Source organism: Methylobacterium sp. Leaf111, from assembly GCF_001423285.1.
Lineage (GTDB): Bacteria > Pseudomonadota > Alphaproteobacteria > Rhizobiales > Beijerinckiaceae > Methylobacterium.
Map to the genome: position 1 here is coordinate 1 of NZ_LMNE01000012.1, position 24,119 is coordinate 24,119.

The following is a 24,119-nucleotide window of genomic DNA, read 5'->3' on the forward strand; positions in this document are numbered from 1 at the left end:
CCGTAATTGCGCTCGACCACGTCCTGGGTGACGTAGGCCTGCAGGTTCACCGGGCCGAAATTGTACCCGACGAGGCCGCCCACCGCGATCTGGCCCTGGCGGCGATAGCCGGGGAAGCGGGTCGGCAGGTCGGTGGAGGCGAAGGCCACGGGACCGACCTCCCATTTGCCGAACTTCTTCGTCGCGGTGAGATCGAGGTTGAGATAGTCGGGATAGACCCCGCCCTGCGGCGAGATCGGGTCGAGGAAGATCCCGTAGAGCAGGTTGGCCGTGAGGTTCAGGCCGTCCCCGGTGTAGCTGGCGGCGAAGCGGTGGCTCAGGGAGGCGTTCTGGGTCAGGAAGCGGGTCTCGATCGGCAGGTAGCCGCCGAAGAGGTAGCTGACGCCGAAATTGTTGCCGAGGTTCCAGGCAAGCTGGCCGGCCAGCAGCGGCTGGCCGATGCCGCTCTGGTAGGGCGTRCCGCGGGGGCTCGASGCSACGACGGGCTGGATCGCGATGAGGTTCAGGCGCGCGCCGAACAGGGTCCAGGGCGTCGCCCAGACGAAGGCCGGCAGGTTGACGTTCGATTCCGAGTCGAGCGGGCGCGTGTCGCGCACCCCGAAGCTGGACGTGTTGACGAAGTAGAGACCCACCGGNCAGACGAAGGCCGGCAGGTTGACGTTCGATTCCGAGTCGAGCGGGCGCGTGTCGCGCACCCCGAAGCTGGACGTGTTGACGAAGTAGAGACCCACCGGAAGCTGGGCGCCGGCCGCGGCACCGATGGTTTGGCCCGGCTGGGCCGCGGACCCCGCCATCGCGGGGGCGCCGGCGAGGGCCAGCAGGGCGACGGCAGCCGACAGGCGGCGCGCCAGCGATCGGAGGGCGCGCAGGGTCGTCCGAACGGCGGGTGCCGCGCCCATTGTCCCGGTCGGCGGACCCTCGCACCTGCGGACGGCTCCGGAGTTTTCGTAGGTCTCGTTTTCGGTGCGAAATCTGAATGGCGTTCGGATCACGGCTGACTCCCGATGCTGGTCGCGATGCGGGACGGCACCCGAGAACGGTGCAGCGACAACGCGGCGCGCCCTATCTAGACAACCGAGAGGTGTGTCTTCTACACCGAAAAAGCCTGTGCTTGTATTATCCCGGTGGGTGTGGCTTTAAAACACAGCTTAGAGCCATCCTATGCTGGAAAAGCGGAAATCTGAAAAGGTTACAGGACAAGATTCAATGAGTTAGATTGTCGAATTAGAAATGTATTTGAGAATAAAAATCATGAGTATCTCCGTATTTCGTCAGAAACGGTGATGGGCAGTGGTTTGTCGCAAAACAGAAGGAAAGTTTGCACGAAAATAGTCATTGTCGAGGTCAGAGAACAGCACGACAGGAATTATGGTGCTATTCCTTCGGGCGGCGATCCGGATCAATGCCGTCGCCAGCGCCGCCGGCCTCGTGGAGGGCTTTGCTCCGAGCGCCGCGGCACTGATCTATGTCTGCGCATCGTCGTCTCGCTTCCGACGACGAGACCGGGGAGGCTCCGATGGACGCGGCCTCGTCCGCTGCAGGCCCGATCCGCCGAGGTGTCGTCCGGACCAATCTGCCGCTGGCCGACGAGTCCGCCGCGTCGGAGCCGGCGGAGGGCATCGAGTGGGCGGACGACGCCGACTTCCCCGCCGGCCGGGCTGCGCCTTCGGACAAGGGTCTCACGTCGGGGGGCGGCGGATCACCCGACCGGTCGCCGGGTCGGGACCTTCGGCGTTTCGCCGGGGGTGGCCGGTGCGGCCCTTACCCGAACAGGATCATCGCCTTCGAGACCGTGCTCCAGATCCCCCAGGCGATCGGGACGCCGACGGCGATCCAGGCGAGGATCGCGAGGGGCGTGACGCCGCCCCGGCCGATGCCGCGAGCGCTCGTCCGCCCCGCTGCCGTGGCGTTCCCGCCCTTCGCGCTGGCGGCGAGCGCGGCGTCGCTCATGAACCAGCGCGCCGCCAGCGGCCGGACCAGGAGGTTGGCGACGAAGCCGGCTGCCAGGAAGGCCGCCAGGATGTACATCGTCCGGGTGTAGAGCGCCGCCCCCTGGATGCCGGCATCGACCTGCGCCTGCCGGATCGCCGTCACCACGAAGGGACCGACCACGCCGGCCGTCGACCAGGCGGTGAGGAGCCGCCCGTGGATGGCACCGACGAACTGCGTGCCGAAGATGTCGGCGAGGTAGGCGGGAATCGTGGCGAAGCCGCCGCCGTACATCGACAGGATCACGCAGAAGAACGTCACGAACAGCGCTTTCGAGCCGATCGACGCCGCCCAGGGTGCGCCCGCGTAGAGCAGGCATCCGAGGGCGAAGAAGGTGGCGTAGGTCACCTTGCGGCCGATCTTGTCCGACATGGACGCCCAGAAGAAGCGTCCGAGGATGTTGAACAGCGACAGGAGGCCGACGAAGCCGGCCGCGACCGCCGCGATCTGGGCCTTCTGGCCGGCATCGAGCTGGCCGAAGCCGACACCCGGCTGGCCGATCAGCGCGCCGCCGAAGATCTCCTGCAGCATCGGCGACGCGAGGGCGAGCACGCCGATGCCAGCGGAGACGTTGAGGCAGAGCACCGCCCAGAGCAGCCAGAACTGCGGGGTCTTGTGGGCCCGGTCCAGGTGGACGTGACCCGAGGTGATCATCGCGCTCTTGGCCGTCGGCGCGGTCCAGCCTTCCGGCTGCCAGCCGGCCGGGGGCACGCGGTAGCCGAAGGCGCCGCAGAGCATCGCCGCGCCGTAGAGCCCGCCCATCACCGCCAGCGTCTGCCAGACGCCAGCGGAATCCGGGGTCTTGAAGGTGTTGATGAGCAGGGTGGCCAGCGGCGAGCCGATCATGGCGCCGCCGCCGAAGCCCATGATGGCCATGCCGGTGGCCATGCCCCGGCGGTCGGGGAACCACTTCACCAGGGTCGAGACCGGCGAGATGTAGCCGAGGCCGAGGCCGATGCCGCCGACGAGGCCCATGCCGAGCCAGATCAGCCAGAGCTGATGCACGTAGACGCCGAGGGCGCCGATCAGGAACCCGCCGCCCCAGCACAGGGCCGCTGCGAGGCCGGCCTTGCGGGGGCCGGCCCGCTCCAGCCAGCCGCCGAACACCGCCGCCGACAGCCCGAGCATCACGATGCCGATGGAGAAGACGATGACGAGGTCGCTGACGCGCCAGTCGCAGGTGGTGGTGACCAGGGCGGTGGCGATGCTCATGTCCGGGCAGGCCGCCGGCGCGTGCTGGCCGACGCTCAGCGCCCTCGACAGGGGGAGCCAGAACACCGACAAACCGTAGGACATGCCGATGCAGAGATGGATGGCCAGGGCCGCCGGCGGGACCAGCCATCGGTTGAAGCCGGGCTTGGCGACGATCGCTTCGCGGGACAGCCACCCGGGCGTGCGTGCGTCCGACAAGGACGCGTCTGAAACGCGAACGTCCATTCCAGGCATTGCTCCCGAAGATACACCGCGATGCAGCGGTTTCTTTGGATTAAAGCATGTCGGGAAACGTGGTGCGATGGTGTTCGCGGCAGGCGCCGAACGATTTGCTTACCCTGTCAGGTGTTCGATCCCGATTTCGACGGCCGATCGCAGATCCGGTTTCGATCGCCCCTGGCCGTGACCCTGGGTGAGTCCCGTCCGCGATCCCAGGGCCGTCGCCGCGCGCCGCCCGTTCCGAACAGCGCGGCGAAGGGGTTTTTAGGGCGCGGACGCGGATCGGATCGACGGACGTCCGAGCCGCGGGATCATCCGGACGTAGGCCAGCTCGCTCATGAGTTCGATCAGCGTCTGCGTGACGATGACGGCCGGCAGCAGGGGCACCCCGCCCGGAACCGCGAAGGCCAGGGGCAGGACGACGAGCGAGTTCCGGGTCGCGGCGCTGAAGGCCAGGGTCCGCCCGGTGGGCGCGTCGAGCCGGAAAACGCGCCCGGCTCCCCAGCCGATGAGCGGAGCCGATGCGGCGAAGGCCAGGTAGACCGGGACCGTCCGTGCGGCCGCGTCCCGGCTCGCGCCGAGCTGCGGCAGGACCGCCGCGACCACGACGAAGAGGACGAGGGCCGTCGCGGGGACCGGCAGCACACTAAGCCCGGCCGCGGCCCGTCGCCCGAGGCGGCTCCGTCCGCTCCAGACCTGGACGGCACCGGCCGCGGCCAAGGGCAGCGCGATGAGCCAGACGAAGGCGTGGAGGAAGGGGCCGACCTGCACGAACCGTCCCGCGTCCGCGCCGAGAAAGAGCGTCAGGTAGATCGGCAACAGCGCCATCTGGGCGAGGAGAAGGGCCGGGGTCGAGGCCAGCAGGACCCGGGCATCGGCGCCCCCGAGATGGGCAAAGGTCACCACGTAGTCGATGCACGGCGTGAGCAGCACCATCAGCACGCCGAGACGCAGCATCGGGTCGGCGGGAAGGAAGAGGGTGAGCCCGGCGACCAACAGGGGGATCGCGAGGAAATTGACGACCATCAACGCCGCCAGGAAGCGGCCGCGGGTGAAGGCGTGAGCCAGCGCCCGCAGGGGCACCTGCAGGAAGGTGACGAACAGCATCAGCGCCAGGGCCGGGTTGATCCCTCCTTCCAACGCCGCCGTTCCCGGCACGGTCAGGGCCGTGACGGCCCCTGCGGCGGCGGCCGCAAGGGAGAGTTCGATCTGGCGGCCTTCGAGGGCGTCGCGCAGGGTTTCGATGCGGTCCCGCGGGTGCGGGGCCTGGGACTCTGCGGGCATCAGGCCGAGGCCGCCGACGCAGGGCGACGGAAGACCAGCGCCAGGTTGTTCGCCGGCAGGCCGATGCGGGCTTCGTGCCGCAGGCCGCGCCGCGCGGCCGTGTCCGCGACGGTCTCGAGATCGCGGACGCCCCAGCGCGGATCCCGCGCACGCAGGTCCTGGTCGAAGGCGGCGTTGCTCTCGGCGGTGTGGCGGCCACCCTCGCGAAAGGCGCCGTAGAGGAACAGGACGCCGCCCGGGGCAAGCGTGCGGGCGGCTCCATCCATCAGCCCTTCCGTGGCCGACCACGGCGCGATATGGACCATGTTGATGCACAGGATGGCGTCGGCGCGCGCGATCGGCCAGGCGGCCGCGGCGGCGTCGAGATCGAGGGGAGGCCGCAGGTTGGCGAGACCTGCGGCCTCCGCATGCGCCGCGATGCTGCGGCGATAGGCCGGCTCGGGGTCGCTGGGCTGCCACGAGAGCGCCGGCAGGGCGGCGGCGAAATGGACCGCGTGCTCGCCCGATCCACTGGCGATCTCGAGGATCGTGCCGGTCTCGGGCAGGACGTCCCGCAGGACGGCGAGGATCGCCGCACGATTGCGCGCCGCCGCCGGCGCGATGAGCGCCTCACGCCCCCTATCCCAATCCTTCATCGTCCCTCCGTTCCGGCCGCGTCGCGGCGACCGTCATTCCAAATTCGCAACCCTGGCGCAAACGACGGAGCACGCCTGTTGCATCTCGACGCCGGAGGCATCAAACACCATTCAGATTTTCGGGCCGTTCGCCTTGCCACCTTTCGGGTGCCGCGAGACGAAGCGCCGGCATCCATCGCCGCCGTCCGTGATCATCACAGCTCTAAGGACACTGCTATGAAGACGCGCGCCGCGGTCGCGTGGGAGGCCAAGAAGCCTCTCACGATCGAGACCATCGACATCGAGGGACCCAAGGCCGGCGAGGTTCTCGTCGAGCTGATGGCCACCGGCATCTGCCACACCGACGCCTACACCCTGTCGGGCCTCGATTCCGAGGGCAAGTTCCCGGCGATCCTCGGCCACGAGGGCGCGGGCATCGTCCGCGAGGTCGGCGCCGGCGTCACCGCGCTGAAGCCCGGCGACCACGTTATCCCGCTCTACACCCCGGAATGCCGCAACTGTAAGTCCTGCCTGTCGCAGCGCACCAACCTGTGCACCGCGATCCGCTCCACGCAGGGCCAGGGCGTGATGCCCGACGGCACCAGCCGCTTCTCCTGCGTCTCCACCGGCGGCAGCCCGGGCGGGTCCAACACCCTGTTCCACTACATGGGCTGCTCGACCTTCTCGAACTTCACGGTCCTGCCGGCGATCGCGCTGGCCAAGATCCGCGAAGACGCCCCCTTCGACAAGATCTGCTACATCGGCTGCGGCGTCACCACCGGCATCGGCGCGGTGATCTACACCGCCAAGGTCTGGCCCGGCGCCAACGTCGTGGTGTTCGGCCTCGGCGGCATCGGCCTCAACGTGCTCCAGGCCGCCCGGATGGTCGGGGCCGACAAGATCATCGGCGTCGACATCAATCCGGACAAGCAGGAGATGGCCCGCAAGTTCGGGATGACCCACTTCATCAACCCGAAGGAGGTCGGCAACGATCACGTGGTCCAGGCGATCCTCGACGTGACCGGCGGCGGCGCTGATTTCTCCTTCGACTGCACCGGCAACGTCAACGTGATGCGCCAGGCCCTCGAGTGCTGCCACCGCGGCTGGGGCGAGTCGATCGTCATCGGCGTGGCCGAGGCCGGCAAGGAGATCGCGACCCGTCCATTCCAGCTCGTCACCGGCCGCGTCTGGAAGGGCTCGGCCTTCGGCGGCGCCCGCGGCCGCACCGACGTGCCGAAGATCGTCGACTGGTACATGGAGGGCAAGATCAACATCGACGACCTGATCACCCACACCATGCCGCTCGAGGACATCAACCACGGCTTCGACCTCATGCACGAGGGCAAGTCGATCCGGTCGGTGGTGGTTTACTGATCCGATCGGGACAGATCGTGTCCGGTCCCTCCCCCCTTCGCGGGGGAGGGTGCCTGCGGAGCAGGCGGGAGAGGGGGCGACCTCTCCGGGACCGGTGCTCCCCTCACCCGACCCGCTGACGCGGGCCGCCCTCTCCCGCAGAGGCAGAGGGACGGGCGCGGACCGACCATTCTATCAGGGGCCCGACATCGCACCCTTTCCCAGCCCCGGAACGGGACTCTGAGCCCTAAGCAGGAGAGTACACATGGAAACCCTCTCGAAGGCCCGCGCCCACGGCGGCACGCAGGGCGTCTACAAGCACGATGCCCGGACCACGGGCTGCCCGATGACCTTCGCGGTGTTCGTGCCGCCGCAGGCCGAGGCCGGCCCGGTGCCGGTGCTGTGGTACCTCTCGGGCCTGACCTGCACGCACGCCAACGTCATGGACAAGGGCGAGTACCGCAAGGCGGCGGCCGAGCACGGCGTCATCATCGTGGCGCCCGACACCAGCCCGCGCGGCCCCGGCATTCCCGACGAAGAGGGCAACTGGCAGTTCGGCTCCGGCGCCGGCTTCTACCTCGACGCCACCCAGGCGCCCTACGCCGCGAACTACCGGATGTGGAGCTACGTGACCGAGGAACTGCCCGCCCTCATCGCTCAGGAGTTCCCGGCCGACATGTCCCGCCAGGGCATCTTCGGCCATTCCATGGGCGGCCACGGTGCACTGACCATCGCCCTCACCTATCCCGACCGCTTCAAGTCCTGCTCGGCCTTCGCGCCGATCGCCCAGCCCTCCACGGCCGGCTGGTCGAAGCCTGCCTTCGAAAAGTATCTCGGCACCGACACCGCCGCGTGGCGCGCCCACGACGCCACGGCGCTGATCGAGGACGGCAAGCGCTTCCCGGAGTTCCTGGTCGACCAGGGCACCGCCGACAGCTTCCTCGACGACGGCCTGCGTCCCTGGCTCCTGGAAGAGGCCTGCAAGACCGCCGGCATTCCCCTGACCCTCAACATGCGCGAGGGGTACGACCACTCGTACTACTTCATCTCCACCTTCATGGCCGACCACATCGCCTGGGCCGCCGCCCGCCTGAAGTGAACTGCCTCACCCGGATGCGGCGACGAGGCGGTCGAGCCGCATCCGGGTGATCAGTGCGATCTCGTCGAGGGCGGCCTGCTCTTCCTCCGCGGGGGTGCGCTGCAGGCGCTCCGCGAAGATCGCCAGGATCTCGGCCCGCGCCCGGCCGCGGACCGCGATGATGAAGGGAAAGCCGAAGCGGCGGCGATAGGCGGCGTTCAGGCGGTCGAAGGCTTCCGCGTCGGCGGCGGGCATGTGGTCGAGCCCGGCGCTGCCCTGCTCGCTCGCCGAATCCGCCGTCATGCTGCGGGCCCGCGCCTCGGGCCCGGCGAGCTCCGGATGGCCGTTCAGGAAGGCGATGCGGGTTTCGGTCGGTGCGGCGCGCACGGCCCGCATCATGGCCGCGTGCAGGTCGTCGAGGCTGGCGAAGGGCCCGTGCGCGTGGGCGCGCTCCGCGACCCAGGCCGCATGCTCGAACACCCCTCCGAACCGGACGACGAAGCCGGCCCCATCGAGCCGGTTGATGGCGGCGAGATCGGGCTTTCCGGAATCGACCATCGCCGTCAGCTGCCCCGGTAGGTGGCGCAGGTGCCCGGCGCGCACAGCATCGGCACGTGGTAGCGCTGCCCGGCATCGAAGACCGCGAAGCGCACCACCGGATTGTCGACGAAGATGTCGGCCTCGGTCACGCCGGGCTTGGTCTTCAGGTAGGCGTCGATGTGGAATTCCAGCTGGTACTGACCGACCTTGGCCTCGGCGGCTGGCAGGATCGGTGCGTCGGTGCGCCCGTCGGCATTGGTGACGACGCTCTTCACGAGGCGCCATGCGTCGCCCTCCCTCACGGAGAAGTCGATGCGCACCCCCGGCGCCGGGCGGCCGCGATCCGCGTCGAGGACGTGTGTGGTGATGCCGGCCATGTCGATCGGGCTCCGGAAGGAAATCTCGCTGAAGGGGTGCCGCGGGCGCGTCAGCTGCCGCGATAGTAGGAGTAGCCCCAGGGGGTGAACAGCACCGGCAGGTGGTAGCGCTGCCCCGCATCGCGGATCACGAAGCGCACCGGAACGAGGCTGAGGAAATTCGGCTGCGGCAGCGCTACGCCGGCCTTGGCGAAATACGCCTCGAAATGCATCAGCAACTCGTACTGGCCGACCTTCAGGGCTTCGTCGACCAGGAGCGGTTCGGCCGGACGGCCATTGGCGGCGGTGGTCACGGTCTTGAGCGTCCGATAGGCGTCGCCCTCCCTGATCGCCAGGTCGCAGACCATGCCGGCGCCGGGCGTGCCGTGGAAGTTGTCGATGGCGTGCAGGGTCAGGCGCGGGCCGAGGCCGGCCTGGGAGTTCGGCGCCGTCGCCAGGGCCCTCGGCGGGGCGGGCGCGGCCTGCGCCAGAGCGCCGGTGGCGGCGACGGCGCCGAGACCAGCGCCGACGAGGCTTCGGCGCGTGAGGGCCGGTCGATCCATGGCGTGTCCTTCTCGACGGGTGCGGGGTTCGGGTTCAGGCAGGTTCGTGGGCGGCGCGTGCCGCGGCCCGCCGGACCAGGGCTCCGGGTTCCGGCGGGACGAAGGCGAGGATGAGGAGGAGCGTCGCGACCTCGAAGCCCGCGACGATCCAGAGGCCGGTGGCGGCAGAGCCGGTCTGCTCGCGCAGGGCGCCCATCACCGCCGGCGCGCCGAACCCGGCGAGGTTCGCCACCGCGTTGATCAGCGCGATGCCGGCCGCCGCGGCCGAACCGGCGAGGAACCGGCCTGGGATCTGCCAGAAGACCGGAATGGCGCTCATGGTGCCGACGATCGCCACCGTGAGGGCGAGGATCGACAGCGCCGGGCTGATCGGGACGAGCCACCCGAGGAGGGCGATCGCCACGGCGCCGATCAGCGCCGGGAGGCCGCAATGGAGGCGCGCCTCGCCGGAGCGGTCGGAGTGGCGGCCATTGAGGATCATCCCGGCTGCGCCGCAGAGATAGGCGCCGGACATGATCCAGCCGATGGTGAACGGGTCGGTGTAGCCCGCCTCGCGGACCACGCTCGGCCCGAAGAAGGTCAGGGCCGAGTTGGCGGTGATGATGCAGAAGAAGATCGCGATGCATTGCCAGACCCGGACATCCCGCAACGAGGCCAGGATGCGATGCTCCCGCGGGCCGAGGGCCGCCGCGTCGCGGGCGAGGTCGGCCGCGACCAGGGCGCGCTGCTCCGGGGTCAGCCAGCCGGCCTTCTCCGGCCGGTCGGTCAAATAGAACAGCGTGACGAGGCCGGCCAGGATCGACGGGATGCCTTCGAGGAGGAAGACCCACTGCCAGCCTGACCAGCCGTTCACGCCGTCGAGTCCGGTCATGATCGTGCCGGCCAGCGGTCCGCCGATCACCCCCGCGATGGCGGAGGCCGACATGAACAGCCCGAAGACCTTTGCGCGCCGCTCGGTGGGGTACCAGTAGGTCAGGAACAGGATCACGCCCGGATAGAAGCCCGCTTCGAACACCCCCAGGAGGAAACGCAGGACGTAGAACAGGCCGGGGGTGGTGACGAACATCATCGCCACGCAGCAGAGACCCCACAGCAGGGTGATGCGCGCGATGGTCTTGCGGGCGCCGATATGCTCGAGGAGGAGGTTGCTCGGGACCTCGCAGAGGAAGTAGCCGATAAAAAAGATCCCGGCGCCGATGCCGTAGACGGTCTCGCTGAACTTCAGGTCGGCGAGCATCTGCAGTTTGGCAAAGCCGATGTTCACCCGGTCGATCCAGGAGAGGACCCAGAGGAACATCAGGAACGGCAGCAGCCGCCAGGTGATCCGGCGATAGGTCTCGTCGAGTCCGGCCGGCGAGGGCTGTTCGAGCGCCATCAGACAATCCGCAGTCCCGGCGATTCGAGCCGGGACGATGCATCAAAATGATGCAAATCGAGGGCCATGGCGACGGGTGTGGCAGGCCCGTTCCCCGCGATGCCTGGGGATGGCCATGCCCCGCGCCCCTAGGAACGCACCCGCCCCGGTACTCTTCCGCAACCCACCTCACGTACAGCTGGCCGTCGTCTCCCCCCGAGTTGCGATCCATGCGCTTATCTATCACCGCCGGTTCCAGCGTCCTCCGGCCCGCCGCGTGAGCGCGACGGTCATCCTCGCCCTGGTGCCGATCGCGCTGCTGATCGGCCTCGGCGTGCTGCTGCGCCGCAACGGCCTCGTGGCCGAGTCGTTCTGGGCCCAGGCCGAGCGCCTCGGCTACTACGTGCTGCTGCCGGCGCTGTTCATCCACGGACTGGCCACCGCGCGCCTGGACGGCGTGCCCGTCCTCGCCCTGGCGGGCGTCCTCGTGGCCTCGACCCTCGCGGTGGCGCTCATGCTGCTCGCGATCCGGCCGCGGCTCGACCTCGACGGAGCGGCCTTCACCTCGGTGTTTCAGGGCGGAGTGCGCTTCAACAATTATGTCGGGGTCTCGGCGGCGGCGGGGTTGTTCGGCCTGCAGGGAATCGCCCTGGCGGCGGTCGCCAACGCGGCCATCGTGCCCACGGTGAACATCCTGTGCGTCCTGGTCTTCGCGCGCTTCGGCTCGGGCGGGCGGCTGGCGCCGCGGGCGATCCTCCGCCAGCTCCTTCTCAATCCCCTGGTGATCGCCTGCGGCATCGGGATCGCCCTGCAGGCGACGGGCTTCGGGCTGCCGCCGGGACTGGAGCCCACCCTGAAGGCCCTGGGGCAGGCCTCCCTCCCGCTCGGTCTCCTCTGCGTCGGCGCCGCCCTCGATCCCCGTAGCGTCCGGACCTGGCTGCGTCCGGTCGTCATCGCGTCGGTCGCCAAATTCGTGCTGATGCCGACGGTGACGATCCTGGCCTGCCTCGCCGCCGGCCTGCACGGGCCGGCCGCCGCCACCGCCCTGCTGTTCCAGTCGCTGCCGACGGCGTCCTCGTCCTACATCATGGCCCGGCAGCTCGGGGGCGACGCGCCGCTGATGGCCGGCATCCTCGCCCTGCAGACGGTGCTCGCCGGGCTCGCCATCCCCCTGGTGATGCTCATCCTGGAGGGGTTCACCGCCTGACGGCGTCAGGCGGCATAGCGGGCGAGCGCCAGGTCGGCATGGTCGATGTCGGGCGCGCGGCCGGACATCAGGTCGGCCAGCATCCGCCCGGAGCCGCAGGCCATCGTCCAGCCCAGGGTGCCGTGGCCGGTGTTGGTGTAGAGGTTGGCATAGCGCGTGGCACCGACGATCGGCGTGCCGTCCGGCGTCATCGGGCGCAGGCCGGTCCAGAACGTGGCGGCCGCGAGGTCGCCCCCGTTGGGGAACAGGTCCCGGACGCAGCGCTCCAGGGTCGCCCGGCGCGGGGCCCGGAGGACATCGCTGAAGCCCGCGAGTTCGGCCGTGCCGCCCACGCGGATCCGGTCCCCGAGGCGCGTGAGCGCGACCTTGAAGGTCTCGTCCATGACGGTGGAGACCGGCGCCTGGTCGGGGTCGGTGACCGGCAGGGTGAGCGAGTATCCCTTGACGGGATAGATCGGCAGCCGAAGCCCGAGGGGACGGAGGAGGCCCGGGGTGAAGGAGCCCATCGCGGCGACGTAGGCATCGGCCCGCAGGGTCTCGGAGCCGCAGACCACGCCCGTCACCGCGTCGCCCGCGGTCTCGAGGCCGTCGATGCGCGTCCCGTAGCGGAAACGGACGCCCATCCGCGCGCACAGCTCCGCCAGGCGCTGCGTGAACAGGTGGGCATCGCCCGTCTCGTCGCCGCTCAGGTGAAGGCCCCCGACGATCTTGTCGCGGACGCCGGCCAGCGCGGGCTCGGCCGCGATGCATCCGGCCGGGTCCAGCACCGTGTAGGCGACCCCATAGGTATCGAGGACGCGGGTGTCGTCGCCGACATGGTCGAGCTGCTTTCGCGTGCGGAAGAGCTGGAGGGTGCCGCGGGTCCGGTGGTCGTAGGTGATACCGGTCTCGGTGCGCAGGTCGCGCAGGACGTCCCGGCTGTACTCGGCGAGACGAACCATGCGGCCCTTGTTGCGGATATACGCGTCCTCGGTGCAGTTCGCGAGCATGCGCGCGAGCCAGCCATAGAAGCGCGGCTCGACGGTCGGCCACAGCACCAGGGGCCGGTGGCGCATCATCAGCCACTTCATCGCCTTGATGGGAATGCCCGGGGCCGCCCAGGGGGCCGAGTAGCCCGGCGAGACCTGGCCCGCATTGGCGAAGCTCGTCTCCAGGCCGGCGGCGGGCTGGCGGTCGATCACCGTGACGGCATGACCGGCCTTGGCGAGGTAATAGGCCGTGGTGACGCCGACCACGCCGCTTCCGAGAACCAGGACCCGCATCGCACGTCTCCCCTGAGGCCCGGAATCCCAAGCACAGGCGGGGCCATGCCGCTCCCGGCCCCGAGCGCTCCGGTCTCGTCGGACTAGAGACACTCGATCCTGCGAGCGGTGCAGCGAAGATGGTGCAGGTTCCGCCTCTTAAAGGGTGTCCGACGCACGATCCTGCGATACGATGCACGATCGTTGCACATGCTGGCCGAGGACAGTGATGCCGCCCGACGAGATCGATCGCGCGATCATCCGGGTCCTCCGCGAGGATGCGCGGATCCCGAACGCCGCCCTGGCGCAGCGCGTCGGCCTCTCGGCCTCCGCCTGCCTGCGGCGCTTGCGGATGCTGGAGCGCAACGGCACGATCCGCGGCTACACCGTGCTCCTCGACGGGCCCGGCTCCGCCGGCTTGGTGGTGATGACCCGGATCGCCCTGGAGCGGCAGACCGAGGATTGCCTCAACCGGTTCGAGGCGGCCGTGCGGCGCTGCCCCGACATCCAGGATTGCTACCTGATGACGGGCGATTCCGATTATCTCCTGAAGATCCGCGTCGCCGACATGGCGGAGTACGAGCGGCTGCACCGGTCGGTACTCTCGAAGCTGCCCGGAGTCGCCCGTATCCAGTCGAGCTTCACCATCCGCAGCGTCATCGGCCGATGATTGCCTGGGCGGCGCACCAGGGCAAAGCTCGCGAAGGCCCTGGTCTCCTGCGCGCAAAAACCCTAGTTGGCTAATCAAGCGGGGTGGGTCCGGAGTCGGGGATGCTGGGTTGGTTCAAGGCGTTGATGCCGCGCGAGGATCGGTTCTTCGACCTCTTCGAGCGGCACTCGCGCACCCTGGTGGCCGGCGCCGAAGCGCTGCAGGGCGTGCTTCAGGGCGGGGACGCCGTTCCGCGCTACTGCCAGCAGGTGGTGGAGCGCGAGCATGAGGCGGACGCGATCACCGCCGAAGTCCTCCTCGCCGTGCGCCGGAGCTTCATCACGCCCTTCGACCGAGGCGACATCAAGGACCTGATCCAGTCGATGGACGACGCCATCGACCAGATGAACAAGACGGTGAAGACGATCGCCCTCTACGAGGTTCGCCGCTTCGAACCGCTGATGCAGGAAATGGGCGGCACCGTGATCGAGGCGGCGCGGCTCACCGCCGAGACGATCCCCCTCCTCACGGCCGTCGGAACCCATGCGGGGCGCATCAACACCCTGACCGAGCAGATCACCCGGGTCGAGGGACGCTCGGACGAGCTGCAGGAGCGCGGCCTCAAGGCGCTCTACGAGGCCCACCGCAAGGATGGCGGCGACGGCGACACGATGGCCTACCTCATCGGCGCGGAGATCTACGGCCACCTCGAGGACGTGGTCGACCGCTTCGAGGACGTCGCCAACGAGATCAGCGGCATCGTGATCGAGAACGTGTAGGCGACCCGATGACCGAGGCCACCGCGCTCGCCCTGCCCGCCCTCGCCGGCCTGATCGCCGTCGCGCTGTTCTTCGACTTCCTCAACGGCCTGCACGATGCGGCCAACTCCATCGCCACCATCGTGTCGACGCGGGTGCTGCGGCCCCAATACGCGGTGCTCTGGGCGGCGTTCTTCAACTTCATTGCCTTTCTGTTCTTCGGCCTGCACGTGGCCCAGACCCTCGGGACCGGAATCGTCGATGCGGGGATCATCGATCCCCGGGTGATCTTCAGCGCGCTGATGGGCGCCATCACCTGGAACATCGTCACCTGGGTCTTCGGCATCCCGTCGAGCAGCTCGCACGCCCTCGTGGGCGGCCTCATCGGAGCGGGCGTCGCCAAGGCCGGGTTCAGCGCGGTGGTCTGGAGCGGGCTGACGAAGACTGCCGCCGCCATCGTCCTCTCGCCGCTCCTGGGCTTTCTGCTCGCGCTCCTCCTGGTGCTGATGGTCTCCTGGCTCTGCGTGCGGGCGACGCCGTTCGCGGTCGACCGGCGCTTCCGCGCCCTGCAGTTCGTCTCGGCCTCGCTCTACTCCCTGGGCCACGGCGGCAACGACGCGCAGAAGACCATGGGGATCATCGCGGTGCTGCTCTACTCGCAGGGTCACCTGGGCGCCTCCTTTCACGTTCCCCTCTGGGTGGTGATCTCCTGCCAGTCCGCCATGGCGCTGGGCACGCTGCTCGGCGGCTGGCGCATCGTGCACACGATGGGCTCCAGGATCACGCGTCTGAACCCGATGCAGGGGTTCTGCGCCGAGACGGGCGGCGCGATCACCCTGTTCGCCGCGACCTGGCTCGGCGTACCGGTCTCGACCACCCACACCATCACGGGCGCGATCATCGGCGTCGGGGCTGCACGGCGGACCTCGGCGGTTCGCTGGGGCGTCGCCGGCAACATCGTGGTCGCCTGGGTGCTGACCCTGCCGGCCGCCGCCCTGATCGCCGCGGCCTGCTACGCCGTGACGGCTTTCATCGGCTGAGGTCCGCTCCGGTCGGCGCGCGACATCGGACTGGGAGGAGACCCGGGAATGCTAGGCAACGTCGAGATCGTCTGGCGCCTGCTCCTGGCCGCGGTCCTGAGCGGGCTGATCGGCATCGAGCGCGAGCGCCTGCTCTGGGCCGCGGGCCTGCGAACGCACATGCTGGTCGGCGTCGGCGCCTGCCTGATCATGATCGTCTCGGCCTTCGGCTTTGCCGATGTGCTGGGGACCCGGAACGTCGCCCTCGATCCCTCCCGCATGGCCGCCCAGGTCGTCTCCGGCATCGGGTTTCTCGGGGCGGGAACGATTCTCCTGCGGGGCGAGGTGGTGAAGGGGCTCACCACCGCGGCGAGCCTCTGGGCCGTCGCGGCCGTCGGCCTCGCGGTCGGCGGCGGCCTCTATGTGGCGGGCATCGCCACCACGGCGATCCTGCTGGGGATCCTCGCCGGGATGAAACCCTTGCAGGAGCGCTACCACGACCGGATGCACATCCGGCCCCTCCGCGTAATGGCCAAGCCCGGCTGCATCAGCCTGGAGGTGGTGCAGGCCGTGTCCGGTGTGCGCCCCTCCCGTGTCCGGCAATTCGTGACTCGGCGCGGGTCCGCGCCTGAATTCGACGAGACGCTGATCACCTTCGTGCGGCTGTCGCGCCGCTCCGTGGAAGACATCGCACAGAAACTTCGGAGGCATCCCGGGGTGATCACGGTCGATGATCTTCCCGAATCTGGCTGAGCATGCATGATGAACGGCGAAATTCGCGGCACGACCGCGCTGGGATGTCGGGGTGGGACAGGATTGCGCGCCGAAGCTCGTAAAACGCGTTCTTCGCGATCGGATCCCGTGCCGCCAGGCGGGCGTTTGGAAACACGCACGCGCGTCGCCCTCTCCCCGGTCCGGGACGTCGTCGGGACCATGAAACGACGGAGGGAGGACGAGATCGCGATCTTCGCAAGCGAGAGGGCCTGCGCCGTTCCGGCCGTCGGTCTCCAACGGATGCCGGTCCGTCCTTGAGCCGTCGTCGTCCGTCCTCCGAGGCTGCTCCCGCCGACAAGGGCAAGCGGGCCAAGAGCCAGGTCTTTCTCGTCGCGGTGAAGCAGCGCCGAGAGGCGTTGCGCGTCTACGCGGTGCTGACATCCGCCCAGGACGAGGCTCTGGCCATCGTGGCGGCCGCGAGCGCGGAGGGCGCGGCGGTGGAGGCGGCGGGGCGCCTCTCGAAGAAACTGGCGCGGCCCCTCAAGCTGAAGCCCGAGGTCCCGCACCCCATCTGACCGAAGGCGTCCCTAGCGGGGCCGGCAGATCGTGCGATCCGTGTAGAGCACCACGTCGCCCTGTTTCGGATTGTTCACGGTGAACGGCGCGAGGCTGTCCCGGGGAAGAAACCCGCGTCCGAGTTCGCGGTCGAAGAAGTCGTGGCCGATCTCCATGTAGCAGCGATCGAGGACGGCGGTGTATCGCAGCGACGCCTGCACCGCGGCACCTCCGGTCCCGTCATTGCCGCGGCTCCCGTACGCATCGCAGTACCCGGACAGCTCGAGGCTGCCGGGGCCCGAGAGCCGGATCGCGCGCGCGGTGCCGGGTCTCACCAGGAAGGACGGGCCGCCCTCCTGCGCGCCCACCAGCGTCAAGGGCGAGCGATTATAGACGTGCCGGATGCAGTCGGCGCCGGCAGCACCCGCGCTCGCGACCAGCGCCAGGACGGGCAGAGCCACCCGGCCGAACCAGCGAAATCCCTTTTGCATCGCGCACCTTTTGCCAAGACGACCGGCTTCGACGACCGGATTCGAGGACTGACGACCGGATCGGAAGATCTGTTGAAACAGCTAGGGCATCGGGACGCCCGCGGCGAGGCCGTCGCGCGCCATCGGCACCGGCGACCGCGTGCGGATGCCGGCGAGGGTTTCCAGGGTGTTCAAGCGGCCGATGCGATCCTCGAGTTTTTCGGTGCCGCTGACCGGGACGATGGGAGCGCGGACCTGTGCGGTGACTTGCGCGGTGCGCGTGGGCTTCTCCTTCGTGCCGGGTGGAGCGTTGGTCCTGGGTTCGACGGTGCGGCCTTCGACCAGGGTGTCGGGCGATGCGACCCCGTGAGGTGCTCGGCCGCACACGAAGGCGCGAGGTTTCGCAGTCTGGAGAAATTCCAGGGACCGACGCGCCGAGTTCTGCGTTCTCGCTGGACACACTTCGCAGAAGGTAGGCGCACGTCTGGACGGAGCCCGCGCGGTTGCGTGTCACGCCCGGGACCAAGATCGCCCGATCGGGCGGTCTCCCGGCCCGCGACGTTACCGGGCGCCCGTCCGCTGGCAGCCTCCTCCCGCCACAGGTTCAGAGAACGCCATGCCAAGTTTCGGAGAGAACGAATTGAGTCGACGTGACGTCATGGCCGGCGCGACGGCCTGTGCGGCCCTGGCCGCGGTCCCCGCGCGGGCCGAGGGTCGGCCTGACTCCGCTGGTCCGGATCAGCCGGTGCTGGCAAAGGTGTCGCTGACGGTGAACGGCCAGCGCCGCGAACTCGATCTCGACACCCGCACCAGCCTGCTCGACGCCGCGCGCGAGCACCTGCACCTGACCGGCTCGAAGAAGGGCTGCGACCACGGCCAGTGCGGCGCCTGTACGATGATCGTCGACGGCCGGCGCATCAATTCCTGCCTGACCCTGGCGGTGATGCACCAGGGGTCGGAGATCACCACCATCGAGGGGCTCGGCCAGCCCGACGCCCTGCACCCGATGCAGGCCGCCTTCATCAAGCATGACGGCTACCAGTGCGGCTACTGCACGCCGGGCCAGATCTGCTCCGGCGTCGCGGTGCTCGCCGAGATCAAGGCCGGCATCCCCAGCCACGTCACGGCGGATCTGAATGCGCCGATGCAGGTCACGGACGCCGAGATCCGCGAGCGCATGAGCGGCAATATCTGCCGCTGCGGCGCCTATTCCAACATCGTCGAGGCGATGACCGAGGTCGCCGGGAGGCCCGCATGAAGTCTTTCACCTACGAGCGCCCGAATTCGCCCGCGGAAGCCGCCGCCGCCGTGTCCCGCAATCCGAACGCCAAGTTCATTGCCGGTGGCACGAACCTCCTCGATCTGATGAAGCTGCAGATCGAGACCCCGACCCACCTCGTGGACGTCAACGGCCTCGGGCTCGACAAGATCGAGGCGACGCCGGAGGGCGGTCTGCGCGTCGGAGCTCTCGTGCGCAACACCGACCTCGCGGCCGATGCCCGCGTGCGCAAGGATTACGCCGTGCTCTCGCGGGCCCTGCTCGCCGGTGCCTCCGGACAGCTGCGCAACAAGGCGACCACCGCCGGCAATCTCCTGCAGCGCACCCGCTGTCCGTACTTCTACGATACCGCGCAGGCCTGCAATAAGCGTCAGCCAGGCTCCGGCTGCTCGGCCCTCGACGGCGTCTCGCGCCAGCTCGCCGTGATCGGTGCCAGCGAGGCCTGCATCGCCACGCATCCGGGCGACATGGCGGTCGCCATGCGGGTGCTCGACGCCGCGGTCGAGACCGTCGACGCCAAGGGGACCAAGCGGAAGATCCCGATGGCCGAATTCCACCGCCTGCCGGGTGACCGGCCGGAGGTCGACACCACGCTCGCGCCCGGCGAGCTCATCACGGCGGTGACGCTGCCGAAGCCGCTGGGTGGCGCGCACATCTACCGCAAGGTCCGGGATCGCGCGTCCTACGCCTACGCCCTGGTCTCGGTGGCGGCGGTGGTTCAGCCGGACGGCAGCGGCCGGGCGGCCTTCGGCGGCGTGGCGCACAAGCCCTGGCGGGTGGAAGCGGCGGAGGGCGAGATGGCCCGGGGCGCCAAGGCGGTGACCGCGCAGGCCTTCGCCGGCGCCAAGCCGACCCACGACAATGCCTACAAGCTGACGCTGGCCGAGCGCACGCTCAGCGCGGCGCTGAACGAAGCGAGGGCCTGAGCCATGAAGTTCGACACCCCCGCGGGCCAGAACCCGATCGACCAGCTCAAAGTCGTCGGCAAGGCCACCGACCGCATCGACGGCAAGTTCAAGACCACCGGGACGGCGCCCTATGCCTATGAGCGCCACGACGTGGTGGCGAATCAGGCCTACGGCTACGTGCTCGGCGCCGGCATCGCCAAGGGCCGCATCCGCGCCATCGACACGGCGGCCGCCAAGGCGTCGCCCGGCGTCGTCGCCATCGTCACCACCCTGGACATGCCGGCTCTCGGCCTCGGCCGGATGAACGCCGCCAACCTCTTCGGCGGTCCTCAGGTCCAGCACTACCACCAGGCCATCGCGGTCGTGGTGGCCGAGACCTTCGAGCAGGCCCGAGCCGCGGCGTTCCTCGTCAAGGTCGACTATGCCCGCGAGGCCGGCCAGTTCGACCTCGCGGCCGTGGCCTCGTCCGCCAAGCCGGTTCCCGGCGACAGCGGCGAGGGCAGCGGCGGCGGCGGCGAGGATCGAACCGGCGACTTCGAGGGCGCCTTCGCCTCGGCGCCCGTCCAGTTCGACGAGACCTACACGACCCCCGACGAGAGCCACGCGATGATGGAGCCGCACGCGACCATCGCCGCCTGGGAGGGCGACAAGCTCACCCTCTGGACCTCCAACCAGATGATCGCCTGGACCAAGGGCAGCATCGCCAAGATCCTCGACATCCCGGAGGCGTCGATCCGCGTCGACTCGCCCTATATCGGCGGCGGCTTCGGGGGAAAGCTGTTCGTGCGCTCCGACGCCGTGGTGGCGGCGCTGGCCGCCAAGGCCGCCGGCCGACCGGTCAAGGTCGCGCTGACCCGGCCGCTGGTCGCCAACAACACGACCCACCGGCCGGCCACGATCCAGCGCATCCGCATCGGTGCGACACCGGACGGGACGATCACCGCCATTGCGCACGAGAGCACCTCCGGCAACCTGCCCAAGGGCAAGCCCGAAACCGCCGTGGACCAGACCAAGCTGCTCTATGCCGGGGCCAATCGCCTGACGGCCATGAAGCTTGCCCATCTCGACCTGCCCGAAGGCAATTCGATGCGGGCGCCGGGCGAGGCGCCGGGCCTGATGGCCCTCGAGATCGCCATGGACGAGATGGCCGAGAAACTGGGCATGGACCCGGTCGCCTTCCGCGTCCGCAACGACACCCAGGTCGATCCGGGCCATCCGGAGCGCCCGTTCTCCCACCGCAACCTCGTGGGCTGCCTGAAGCTCGGCGCGGAGACGTTCAACTGGTCGGCCCGCAACCCGAAGCCCGGCCAGGTTCGCGACGGGCGCTGGCTCGTCGGTATCGGCATGGCGGCGGGCTTCCGCAACAACCTCCTGATGAAGTCGGGCGCCCGCGTCCGCCTCGGGCGCGACGGCATCGTCACGGTCGAGACCGACATGACCGATATCGGGACCGGCTCCTACACCATCATCGCGCAGACCGCCGCCGAGATGATGGGCGTGGGCCTCGACAAGGTGGTGGTGCGCCTCGGCGATTCGTCCTACCCGGTCTCAGCCGGCTCGGGTGGCCAGTTCGGTGCGAACAACTCGACCGCCGGTGTCTACGCGGCCTGCGTCCAGCTCCGCGAGGCGGTGGCGCAGCGGCTCGGCTTCAACTCGGCCGATGCGGTGTTCGCAGACGGGCAGGTCCGCTCCGGCAACCGCACCGAGACCCTGGCCAAGGCGTCTAGCGAGGGTGAACTGGTGGCGGAGGATTCGATCGAGTACGGCGACCTCGCCAAGAAGCAGCAGCAATCGACCTTCGCGGGCCACTTCGTCGAGGTCGGCGTCGACGTCGACACCGCGGAGATCCGGGTGCGGCGCATGCTGGCGGTCTGTGCCGCCGGGCGCATCCTCAACCCGAAATCGGCCCGCAGCCAGGTCATCGGCGGCATGACGATGGGCGTCGGCGGGGCGCTGATGGAGGAACTCGCGGTCGACACCAAGCGCGGCTTCTTCGTGAACCACGATCTCGCCGGCTACGAGGTGCCGGTGCACGCGGACATTCCGCACCAGGAGGTGATCTTCCTCGACGAGGTCGATCCGCAATCTTCGCCGATGAAGGCGAAGGGTGTGGGCGAACTCGGCATCTGCGGTGTGGGCGCGGCGGTGGCCAACGCGGTCTACAACGCCACCGGCGTGCGGGTGCGGAGCTACCCGATCACCCTCGACAAGCTCCTCGGGCAGATGCCGGACGCTGCTTGAGACCGATTGCGCGAAGGCCGCGGCAGGGATCCTGTCGCGGCCCGCAGGACGTCGCGCGACCCCCGATGGCCTTCAGGCCGCCGGGGGTCGTTCGCATTCAGCTGTGTGCCAGCACCGCCAGCAGCAGCAGGGCGATGATGTTCGTGATCTTGATCGCCGGATTCACGGCAGGGCCGGCTGTGTCCTTGTAGGGATCGCCGACGGTGTCGCCGGTCACGGCCGCCTTGTGGGCCTCCGAGCCCTTGCCGCCGTGGTGCCCGTCCTCGATGTACTTCTTGGCGTTATCCCAGGCACCGCCGCCCGAGGTCATCGAGATCGCGACGTAAAGCCCCGTGATGATCACGCCGAGGAGCATCGCTCCCACCGTGGCGAAGGCCTGGCTCTTTCCGCCGATCGGCTGGATCACGAAGAACAGCACGATCGGCGACAGCACCGGCAGCAGCGAGGGAACGATCATCTCCTTGATCGCCGCCCGGGTGAGCATGTCGACGGCGCGGCCGTAATCCGGCCGGTCGGTCCCCTGCATGATGCCGGGCTTCTCACGGAACTGCCGACGCACCTCCTCCACCACGGCGCCGGCCGCGCGGCCCACCGCGGTCATCGCCATGCCGCCGAACAGGAACGGGATCAGGCCGCCCAGCAGCAGACCGACGACCACGTAGGGGTTGGAGAGCGAGAAATCGACGGTCACGCCCTGGAAGAAGCGGTACTGGGTCGGGCTCGCATGGGCGATGAAGTAGTTCAGGTCGGAGGTGTAGGCGGCGAACAGCACCAGGGCGCCGAGGCCGGCCGAGCCGATGGCGTAGCCCTTGGTCACCGCCTTGGTGGTGTTGCCGACCGCGTCGAGGGCATCGGTGGACTTGCGCACGTCCGGCGGCAGGCCGGCCATCTCGGCGATGCCGCCGGCATTGTCGGTGACCGGCCCGAAGGCATCGAGGGCCACGATGAAGCCGGCGAGCGCCAGCATGGCGGTGACCGCGATGGCGATGCCGAACAGCCCGGCCAGCGAGTAGGTGCTGATGATGCCCGCGACGATGACGAGCGCGGGCAGAGCGGTGGATTCGAGCGAGATCGCCAGGCCCTGGATCACGTTGGTGCCGTGGCCCGTCACGGACGCGTCCGCGATGGACTTCACCGGCCGGAAGTTGGTGCCGGTGTAGTACTCGGTGATGACGACGATCAGCGCCGTGATGATGAGGCCGATCACCGCGCAGCCGAGAAGGCCCCCGGAGGTGAAGGTCACGCCCGCGTTGGTGGTGAAGGCCGTGCCGAAGCCGCCGAACAGGGCGTAGTTCACGCCCGCGATGGCGACGATCGAGAGGGCTCCGGCGGTGATCAGGCCCTTGTAAAGCGCGCCCATGATCGACTGGTTGGCCCCGAGCCGCACCGCGTAGGTGCCGGCGATCGAGGTCAGGATGCAGGCCGAGCCGATGGCCAGGGGATAGAGCAGCATCGCCTCGAGGACGTTGCGCCCCCCGACCTCGGTCTGGCCGGAGAAGAAGATCGCCGCGAGCACCATGGTGGCGACCACGGTCACCGCGTAGGTCTCGAACAGGTCGGCCGCCATGCCGGCGCAGTCGCCGACGTTGTCGCCGACATTGTCCGCGATGGTGGCAGGGTTGCGCGGATCGTCCTCCGGAATCCCGGCCTCGACCTTGCCGACGAGGTCGCCGCCGACATCCGCGCCCTTGGTGAAGATGCCGCCGCCGAGACGGGCGAAGATCGAGATCAGCGAGGCGCCGAAGCCCAGGGCCACCAGGGCGTCGATGACGTCGCGGCTGGCCGGCGACAGGCCGGCGATGCGGGTGAGGTAGCCGTAGTAGAGCGCCACGCCGAGGAGCGCGAGGCCGGCCACGAACATGCCGGTGACGGCCCCCGATTTGAAGGCGACGTCGAGGCCGCCGCCGAGCGACGTGGAGGCCGCCTGCGCGGTGCGGACGTTGGCGCGCACCGAGACGTTCATGCCGATGAAGCCGGCCGCCCCCGACAGCACGGCGCCGATCAGGAAGCCGATACCCACCTTCAACCCGAGGAAATATGTGAGGGCGACGAACAGCACGAGCCCGACGATCGCGATCGTGGCGTATTGGCGCCGGAGATAGGCCTGCGCCCCCTCGGCGATCGCCCCCGCGATCTCCTGCATGCGCTGGGTGCCGGCGTCGCGCTTCATCACGTCGTTGATCGTGAGGATGCCATAGGCGACGGCGCACAGCCCGCCCAGGATGATAAGCAACAAAGCTGTCATTCGACCGTCCTTGATTGGCGATGCCCGTGCGGGTCTGTCGTGGCGTTGCTGGACTTCGTGGCCGTGATTTCCGGGTGTGCGCAGCGTTTCTGGCGTGCGAAGGTCATCGTTCGCGCGAGCGTCTCTGCCGCGCGCCGCGTTTCTGTTGTTGTGCATCTCCTCCGAAGGAATGCCTGCTCTGAGTGCCAAACTTCACCGGCGCTGGCAAATGCTGCCGAGCTTTTTCAGCCGCGAATATTTTTGCATCGCAAAACAGGTCGGGCTCGGTGGA

General features: G+C 69.1%; 23 protein-coding genes. 11 read left to right on the forward strand and 12 right to left on the reverse strand.

Translation table 11 applies throughout. From position 1 onward, the window contains the following. From ASF41_RS09175 to ASF41_RS09190, 4 genes are all read right to left on the reverse strand, one after another. On the reverse strand, positions 1–635 hold a 635-nt coding region (locus ASF41_RS09175; RefSeq protein ID WP_244479604.1), incomplete at both ends, for a transporter. A 1,126-nt stretch (positions 636–1,761) separates the two neighbouring features. After that, entirely contained in the window at positions 1,762–3,426 is a 1,665-nt protein-coding gene (locus ASF41_RS09180) for an OFA family MFS transporter (RefSeq protein ID WP_056492619.1), read from the reverse strand. A gap of 258 nt (positions 3,427–3,684) precedes the next feature. Beyond that, positions 3,685–4,704: an arsenic resistance protein gene (locus ASF41_RS09185; RefSeq protein ID WP_244479605.1), complete on the reverse strand. Its 1,020-nt coding sequence runs from the start codon at positions 4,702–4,704 to the stop codon at positions 3,685–3,687. Further along, the gene (locus ASF41_RS09190; RefSeq protein ID WP_056274568.1) at positions 4,704–5,339 is read right to left on the reverse strand and encodes a DUF938 domain-containing protein; all 636 of its coding nucleotides are present in this window, start codon (positions 5,337–5,339) and stop codon (positions 4,704–4,706) included. The genes ASF41_RS09185 and ASF41_RS09190 overlap by 1 nt, the downstream gene beginning before the upstream one ends. 216 nt (positions 5,340–5,555) lie before the next feature. On the opposite strand from ASF41_RS09190, the gene ASF41_RS09195 reads away from it, so the two are divergent. Together ASF41_RS09195 and fghA are read left to right on the forward strand one after the other, a co-directional pair. Then, entirely contained in the window at positions 5,556–6,692 is a 1,137-nt protein-coding gene (locus ASF41_RS09195; RefSeq protein ID WP_056213821.1) for an S-(hydroxymethyl)glutathione dehydrogenase/class III alcohol dehydrogenase, read from the forward strand. Positions 6,693–6,936: 244 nt separating this feature from the next. Beyond that, positions 6,937–7,770 (forward strand): S-formylglutathione hydrolase, encoded by an 834-nt coding sequence (gene fghA / locus ASF41_RS09200; RefSeq protein ID WP_056213824.1) that lies wholly within the window; start codon positions 6,937–6,939, stop codon positions 7,768–7,770. Between the two features lie 6 nt (positions 7,771–7,776). On the opposite strand, the gene uraD is transcribed toward fghA, so the two are convergent. Genes uraD through ASF41_RS09220 form a run of 4 tightly spaced genes read right to left on the reverse strand, consistent with a single transcriptional unit; the run spans position 7,777 to position 10,583 of the window. Beyond that, positions 7,777–8,307, reverse strand: a complete 531-nt coding sequence (gene uraD / locus ASF41_RS09205; RefSeq protein WP_056213827.1) for a 2-oxo-4-hydroxy-4-carboxy-5-ureidoimidazoline decarboxylase — start codon at positions 8,305–8,307, stop codon at positions 7,777–7,779. Between the two features lie 5 nt (positions 8,308–8,312). Beyond that, complete coding sequence (uraH, locus tag ASF41_RS09210) at positions 8,313–8,666, reverse strand: hydroxyisourate hydrolase (RefSeq protein ID WP_056492622.1); 354 nt, start codon at positions 8,664–8,666, stop codon at positions 8,313–8,315. A 50-nt stretch (positions 8,667–8,716) separates the two neighbouring features. Continuing rightward, positions 8,717–9,208, reverse strand: a complete 492-nt coding sequence (gene uraH, locus ASF41_RS09215) for a hydroxyisourate hydrolase (RefSeq protein ID WP_056213834.1) — start codon at positions 9,206–9,208, stop codon at positions 8,717–8,719. A 34-nt stretch (positions 9,209–9,242) separates the two neighbouring features. Beyond that, complete coding sequence (locus tag ASF41_RS09220; RefSeq protein WP_056492625.1) at positions 9,243–10,583, reverse strand: MFS transporter; 1,341 nt, start codon at positions 10,581–10,583, stop codon at positions 9,243–9,245. A 256-nt stretch (positions 10,584–10,839) separates the two neighbouring features. On the opposite strand from ASF41_RS09220, the gene ASF41_RS09225 reads away from it, so the two are divergent. Continuing rightward, entirely contained in the window at positions 10,840–11,769 is a 930-nt protein-coding gene (locus tag ASF41_RS09225) for an AEC family transporter (protein WP_056492628.1), read from the forward strand. Between the two features lie 5 nt (positions 11,770–11,774). Here ASF41_RS09225 and ASF41_RS09230 read toward each other — a convergent pair whose 3' ends face one another. Next, positions 11,775–13,031: a D-amino acid dehydrogenase gene (locus tag ASF41_RS09230; RefSeq protein WP_056492631.1), complete on the reverse strand. Its 1,257-nt coding sequence runs from the start codon at positions 13,029–13,031 to the stop codon at positions 11,775–11,777. 208 nt (positions 13,032–13,239) lie between these two features. On the opposite strand from ASF41_RS09230, the gene ASF41_RS09235 reads away from it, so the two are divergent. The 5 genes from ASF41_RS09235 (at position 13,240) to ASF41_RS09255 (ending at position 16,725) form a co-directional block, all read left to right on the forward strand. Beyond that, positions 13,240–13,680, forward strand: a complete 441-nt coding sequence (locus tag ASF41_RS09235; protein WP_056351430.1) for an Lrp/AsnC family transcriptional regulator — start codon at positions 13,240–13,242, stop codon at positions 13,678–13,680. Between the two features lie 101 nt (positions 13,681–13,781). Further along, complete coding sequence (locus tag ASF41_RS09240) at positions 13,782–14,438, forward strand: DUF47 domain-containing protein (protein WP_056213851.1); 657 nt, start codon at positions 13,782–13,784, stop codon at positions 14,436–14,438. 8 nt (positions 14,439–14,446) lie between these two features. Beyond that, positions 14,447–15,457 carry an inorganic phosphate transporter gene (locus ASF41_RS09245; protein ID WP_056213855.1) on the forward strand — a complete coding sequence of 337 codons (1,011 nt, stop codon included), beginning with the start codon at positions 14,447–14,449 and terminating at the stop codon, positions 15,455–15,457. 48 nt (positions 15,458–15,505) lie between these two features. Next, positions 15,506–16,189 (forward strand): MgtC/SapB family protein, encoded by a 684-nt coding sequence (locus tag ASF41_RS09250; protein ID WP_056351427.1) that lies wholly within the window; start codon positions 15,506–15,508, stop codon positions 16,187–16,189. A 275-nt stretch (positions 16,190–16,464) separates the two neighbouring features. Continuing rightward, on the forward strand, positions 16,465–16,725 hold the full coding sequence (locus ASF41_RS09255; protein ID WP_056213862.1) for a hypothetical protein: 261 nt from the start codon (positions 16,465–16,467) through the stop codon (positions 16,723–16,725). Positions 16,726–16,737: 12 nt separating this feature from the next. On the opposite strand, the gene ASF41_RS09260 is transcribed toward ASF41_RS09255, so the two are convergent. Next, on the reverse strand, positions 16,738–17,196 hold the full coding sequence (locus ASF41_RS09260; RefSeq protein ID WP_056351423.1) for a hypothetical protein: 459 nt from the start codon (positions 17,194–17,196) through the stop codon (positions 16,738–16,740). Positions 17,197–17,277: 81 nt separating this feature from the next. Then, entirely contained in the window at positions 17,278–17,562 is a 285-nt protein-coding gene (locus tag ASF41_RS09265) for a hypothetical protein (RefSeq protein WP_056351420.1), read from the reverse strand. A 271-nt stretch (positions 17,563–17,833) separates the two neighbouring features. Between ASF41_RS09265 and paoA the strand changes: the two genes are divergently transcribed. Genes paoA through paoC form a run of 3 tightly spaced genes read left to right on the forward strand, consistent with a single transcriptional unit; the run spans position 17,834 to position 21,603 of the window. After that, positions 17,834–18,433, forward strand: coding sequence for an aldehyde dehydrogenase iron-sulfur subunit PaoA (gene paoA / locus ASF41_RS09270; protein WP_056492634.1), 600 nt, complete (start codon positions 17,834–17,836; stop codon positions 18,431–18,433). After that, a complete protein-coding gene (locus tag ASF41_RS09275; protein ID WP_056274547.1) occupies positions 18,430–19,380 on the forward strand; it encodes a xanthine dehydrogenase family protein subunit M in 951 nt (316 codons plus the stop codon). The genes paoA and ASF41_RS09275 overlap by 4 nt, the downstream gene beginning before the upstream one ends. 3 nt (positions 19,381–19,383) lie before the next feature. After that, a complete protein-coding gene (paoC, locus tag ASF41_RS09280; protein WP_056492637.1) occupies positions 19,384–21,603 on the forward strand; it encodes an aldehyde oxidoreductase molybdenum-binding subunit PaoC in 2,220 nt (739 codons plus the stop codon). 97 nt (positions 21,604–21,700) lie between these two features. Here paoC and ASF41_RS09285 read toward each other — a convergent pair whose 3' ends face one another. Next, the gene (locus ASF41_RS09285; protein ID WP_056492640.1) at positions 21,701–23,848 is read right to left on the reverse strand and encodes a sodium-translocating pyrophosphatase; all 2,148 of its coding nucleotides are present in this window, start codon (positions 23,846–23,848) and stop codon (positions 21,701–21,703) included. Positions 23,849–24,119 lie beyond the last annotated feature (271 nt).

Bases quoted from the DNA above. Each gene is read 5' to 3' on its own strand.
- ASF41_RS09245 (WP_056213855.1), top strand. From the start codon at position 14,447: ATGACCGAGGCCACCGCGCTCGCCCTGCCCGCCCTCGCCGGCCTGATC.
- ASF41_RS09230 (WP_056492631.1), bottom strand. From the start codon at position 13,031: ATGCGGGTCCTGGTTCTCGGAAGCGGCGTGGTCGGCGTCACCACGGCC.
- ASF41_RS09260 (WP_056351423.1), bottom strand. From the start codon at position 17,196: ATGCAAAAGGGATTTCGCTGGTTCGGCCGGGTGGCTCTGCCCGTCCTG.
- ASF41_RS09185 (WP_244479605.1), bottom strand. From the start codon at position 4,704: ATGCCCGCAGAGTCCCAGGCCCCGCACCCGCGGGACCGCATCGAAACC.
- ASF41_RS09190 (WP_056274568.1), bottom strand. From the start codon at position 5,339: ATGAAGGATTGGGATAGGGGGCGTGAGGCGCTCATCGCGCCGGCGGCG.
- paoA (WP_056492634.1), top strand. From the start codon at position 17,834: ATGGCCGGCGCGACGGCCTGTGCGGCCCTGGCCGCGGTCCCCGCGCGG.
- ASF41_RS09250 (WP_056351427.1), top strand. From the start codon at position 15,506: ATGCTAGGCAACGTCGAGATCGTCTGGCGCCTGCTCCTGGCCGCGGTC.
- uraH (WP_056213834.1), bottom strand. From the start codon at position 9,208: ATGGATCGACCGGCCCTCACGCGCCGAAGCCTCGTCGGCGCTGGTCTC.
- uraD (WP_056213827.1), bottom strand. From the start codon at position 8,307: ATGGTCGATTCCGGAAAGCCCGATCTCGCCGCCATCAACCGGCTCGAT.
- ASF41_RS09195 (WP_056213821.1), top strand. From the start codon at position 5,556: ATGAAGACGCGCGCCGCGGTCGCGTGGGAGGCCAAGAAGCCTCTCACG.
- ASF41_RS09220 (WP_056492625.1), bottom strand. From the start codon at position 10,583: ATGGCGCTCGAACAGCCCTCGCCGGCCGGACTCGACGAGACCTATCGC.
- ASF41_RS09285 (WP_056492640.1), bottom strand. From the start codon at position 23,848: ATGACAGCTTTGTTGCTTATCATCCTGGGCGGGCTGTGCGCCGTCGCC.
- fghA (WP_056213824.1), top strand. From the start codon at position 6,937: ATGGAAACCCTCTCGAAGGCCCGCGCCCACGGCGGCACGCAGGGCGTC.
- ASF41_RS09275 (WP_056274547.1), top strand. From the start codon at position 18,430: ATGAAGTCTTTCACCTACGAGCGCCCGAATTCGCCCGCGGAAGCCGCC.
- uraH (WP_056492622.1), bottom strand. From the start codon at position 8,666: ATGGCCGGCATCACCACACACGTCCTCGACGCGGATCGCGGCCGCCCG.
- ASF41_RS09180 (WP_056492619.1), bottom strand. From the start codon at position 3,426: ATGGACGTTCGCGTTTCAGACGCGTCCTTGTCGGACGCACGCACGCCC.
- paoC (WP_056492637.1), top strand. From the start codon at position 19,384: ATGAAGTTCGACACCCCCGCGGGCCAGAACCCGATCGACCAGCTCAAA.
- ASF41_RS09235 (WP_056351430.1), top strand. From the start codon at position 13,240: ATGCCGCCCGACGAGATCGATCGCGCGATCATCCGGGTCCTCCGCGAG.
- ASF41_RS09240 (WP_056213851.1), top strand. From the start codon at position 13,782: ATGCTGGGTTGGTTCAAGGCGTTGATGCCGCGCGAGGATCGGTTCTTC.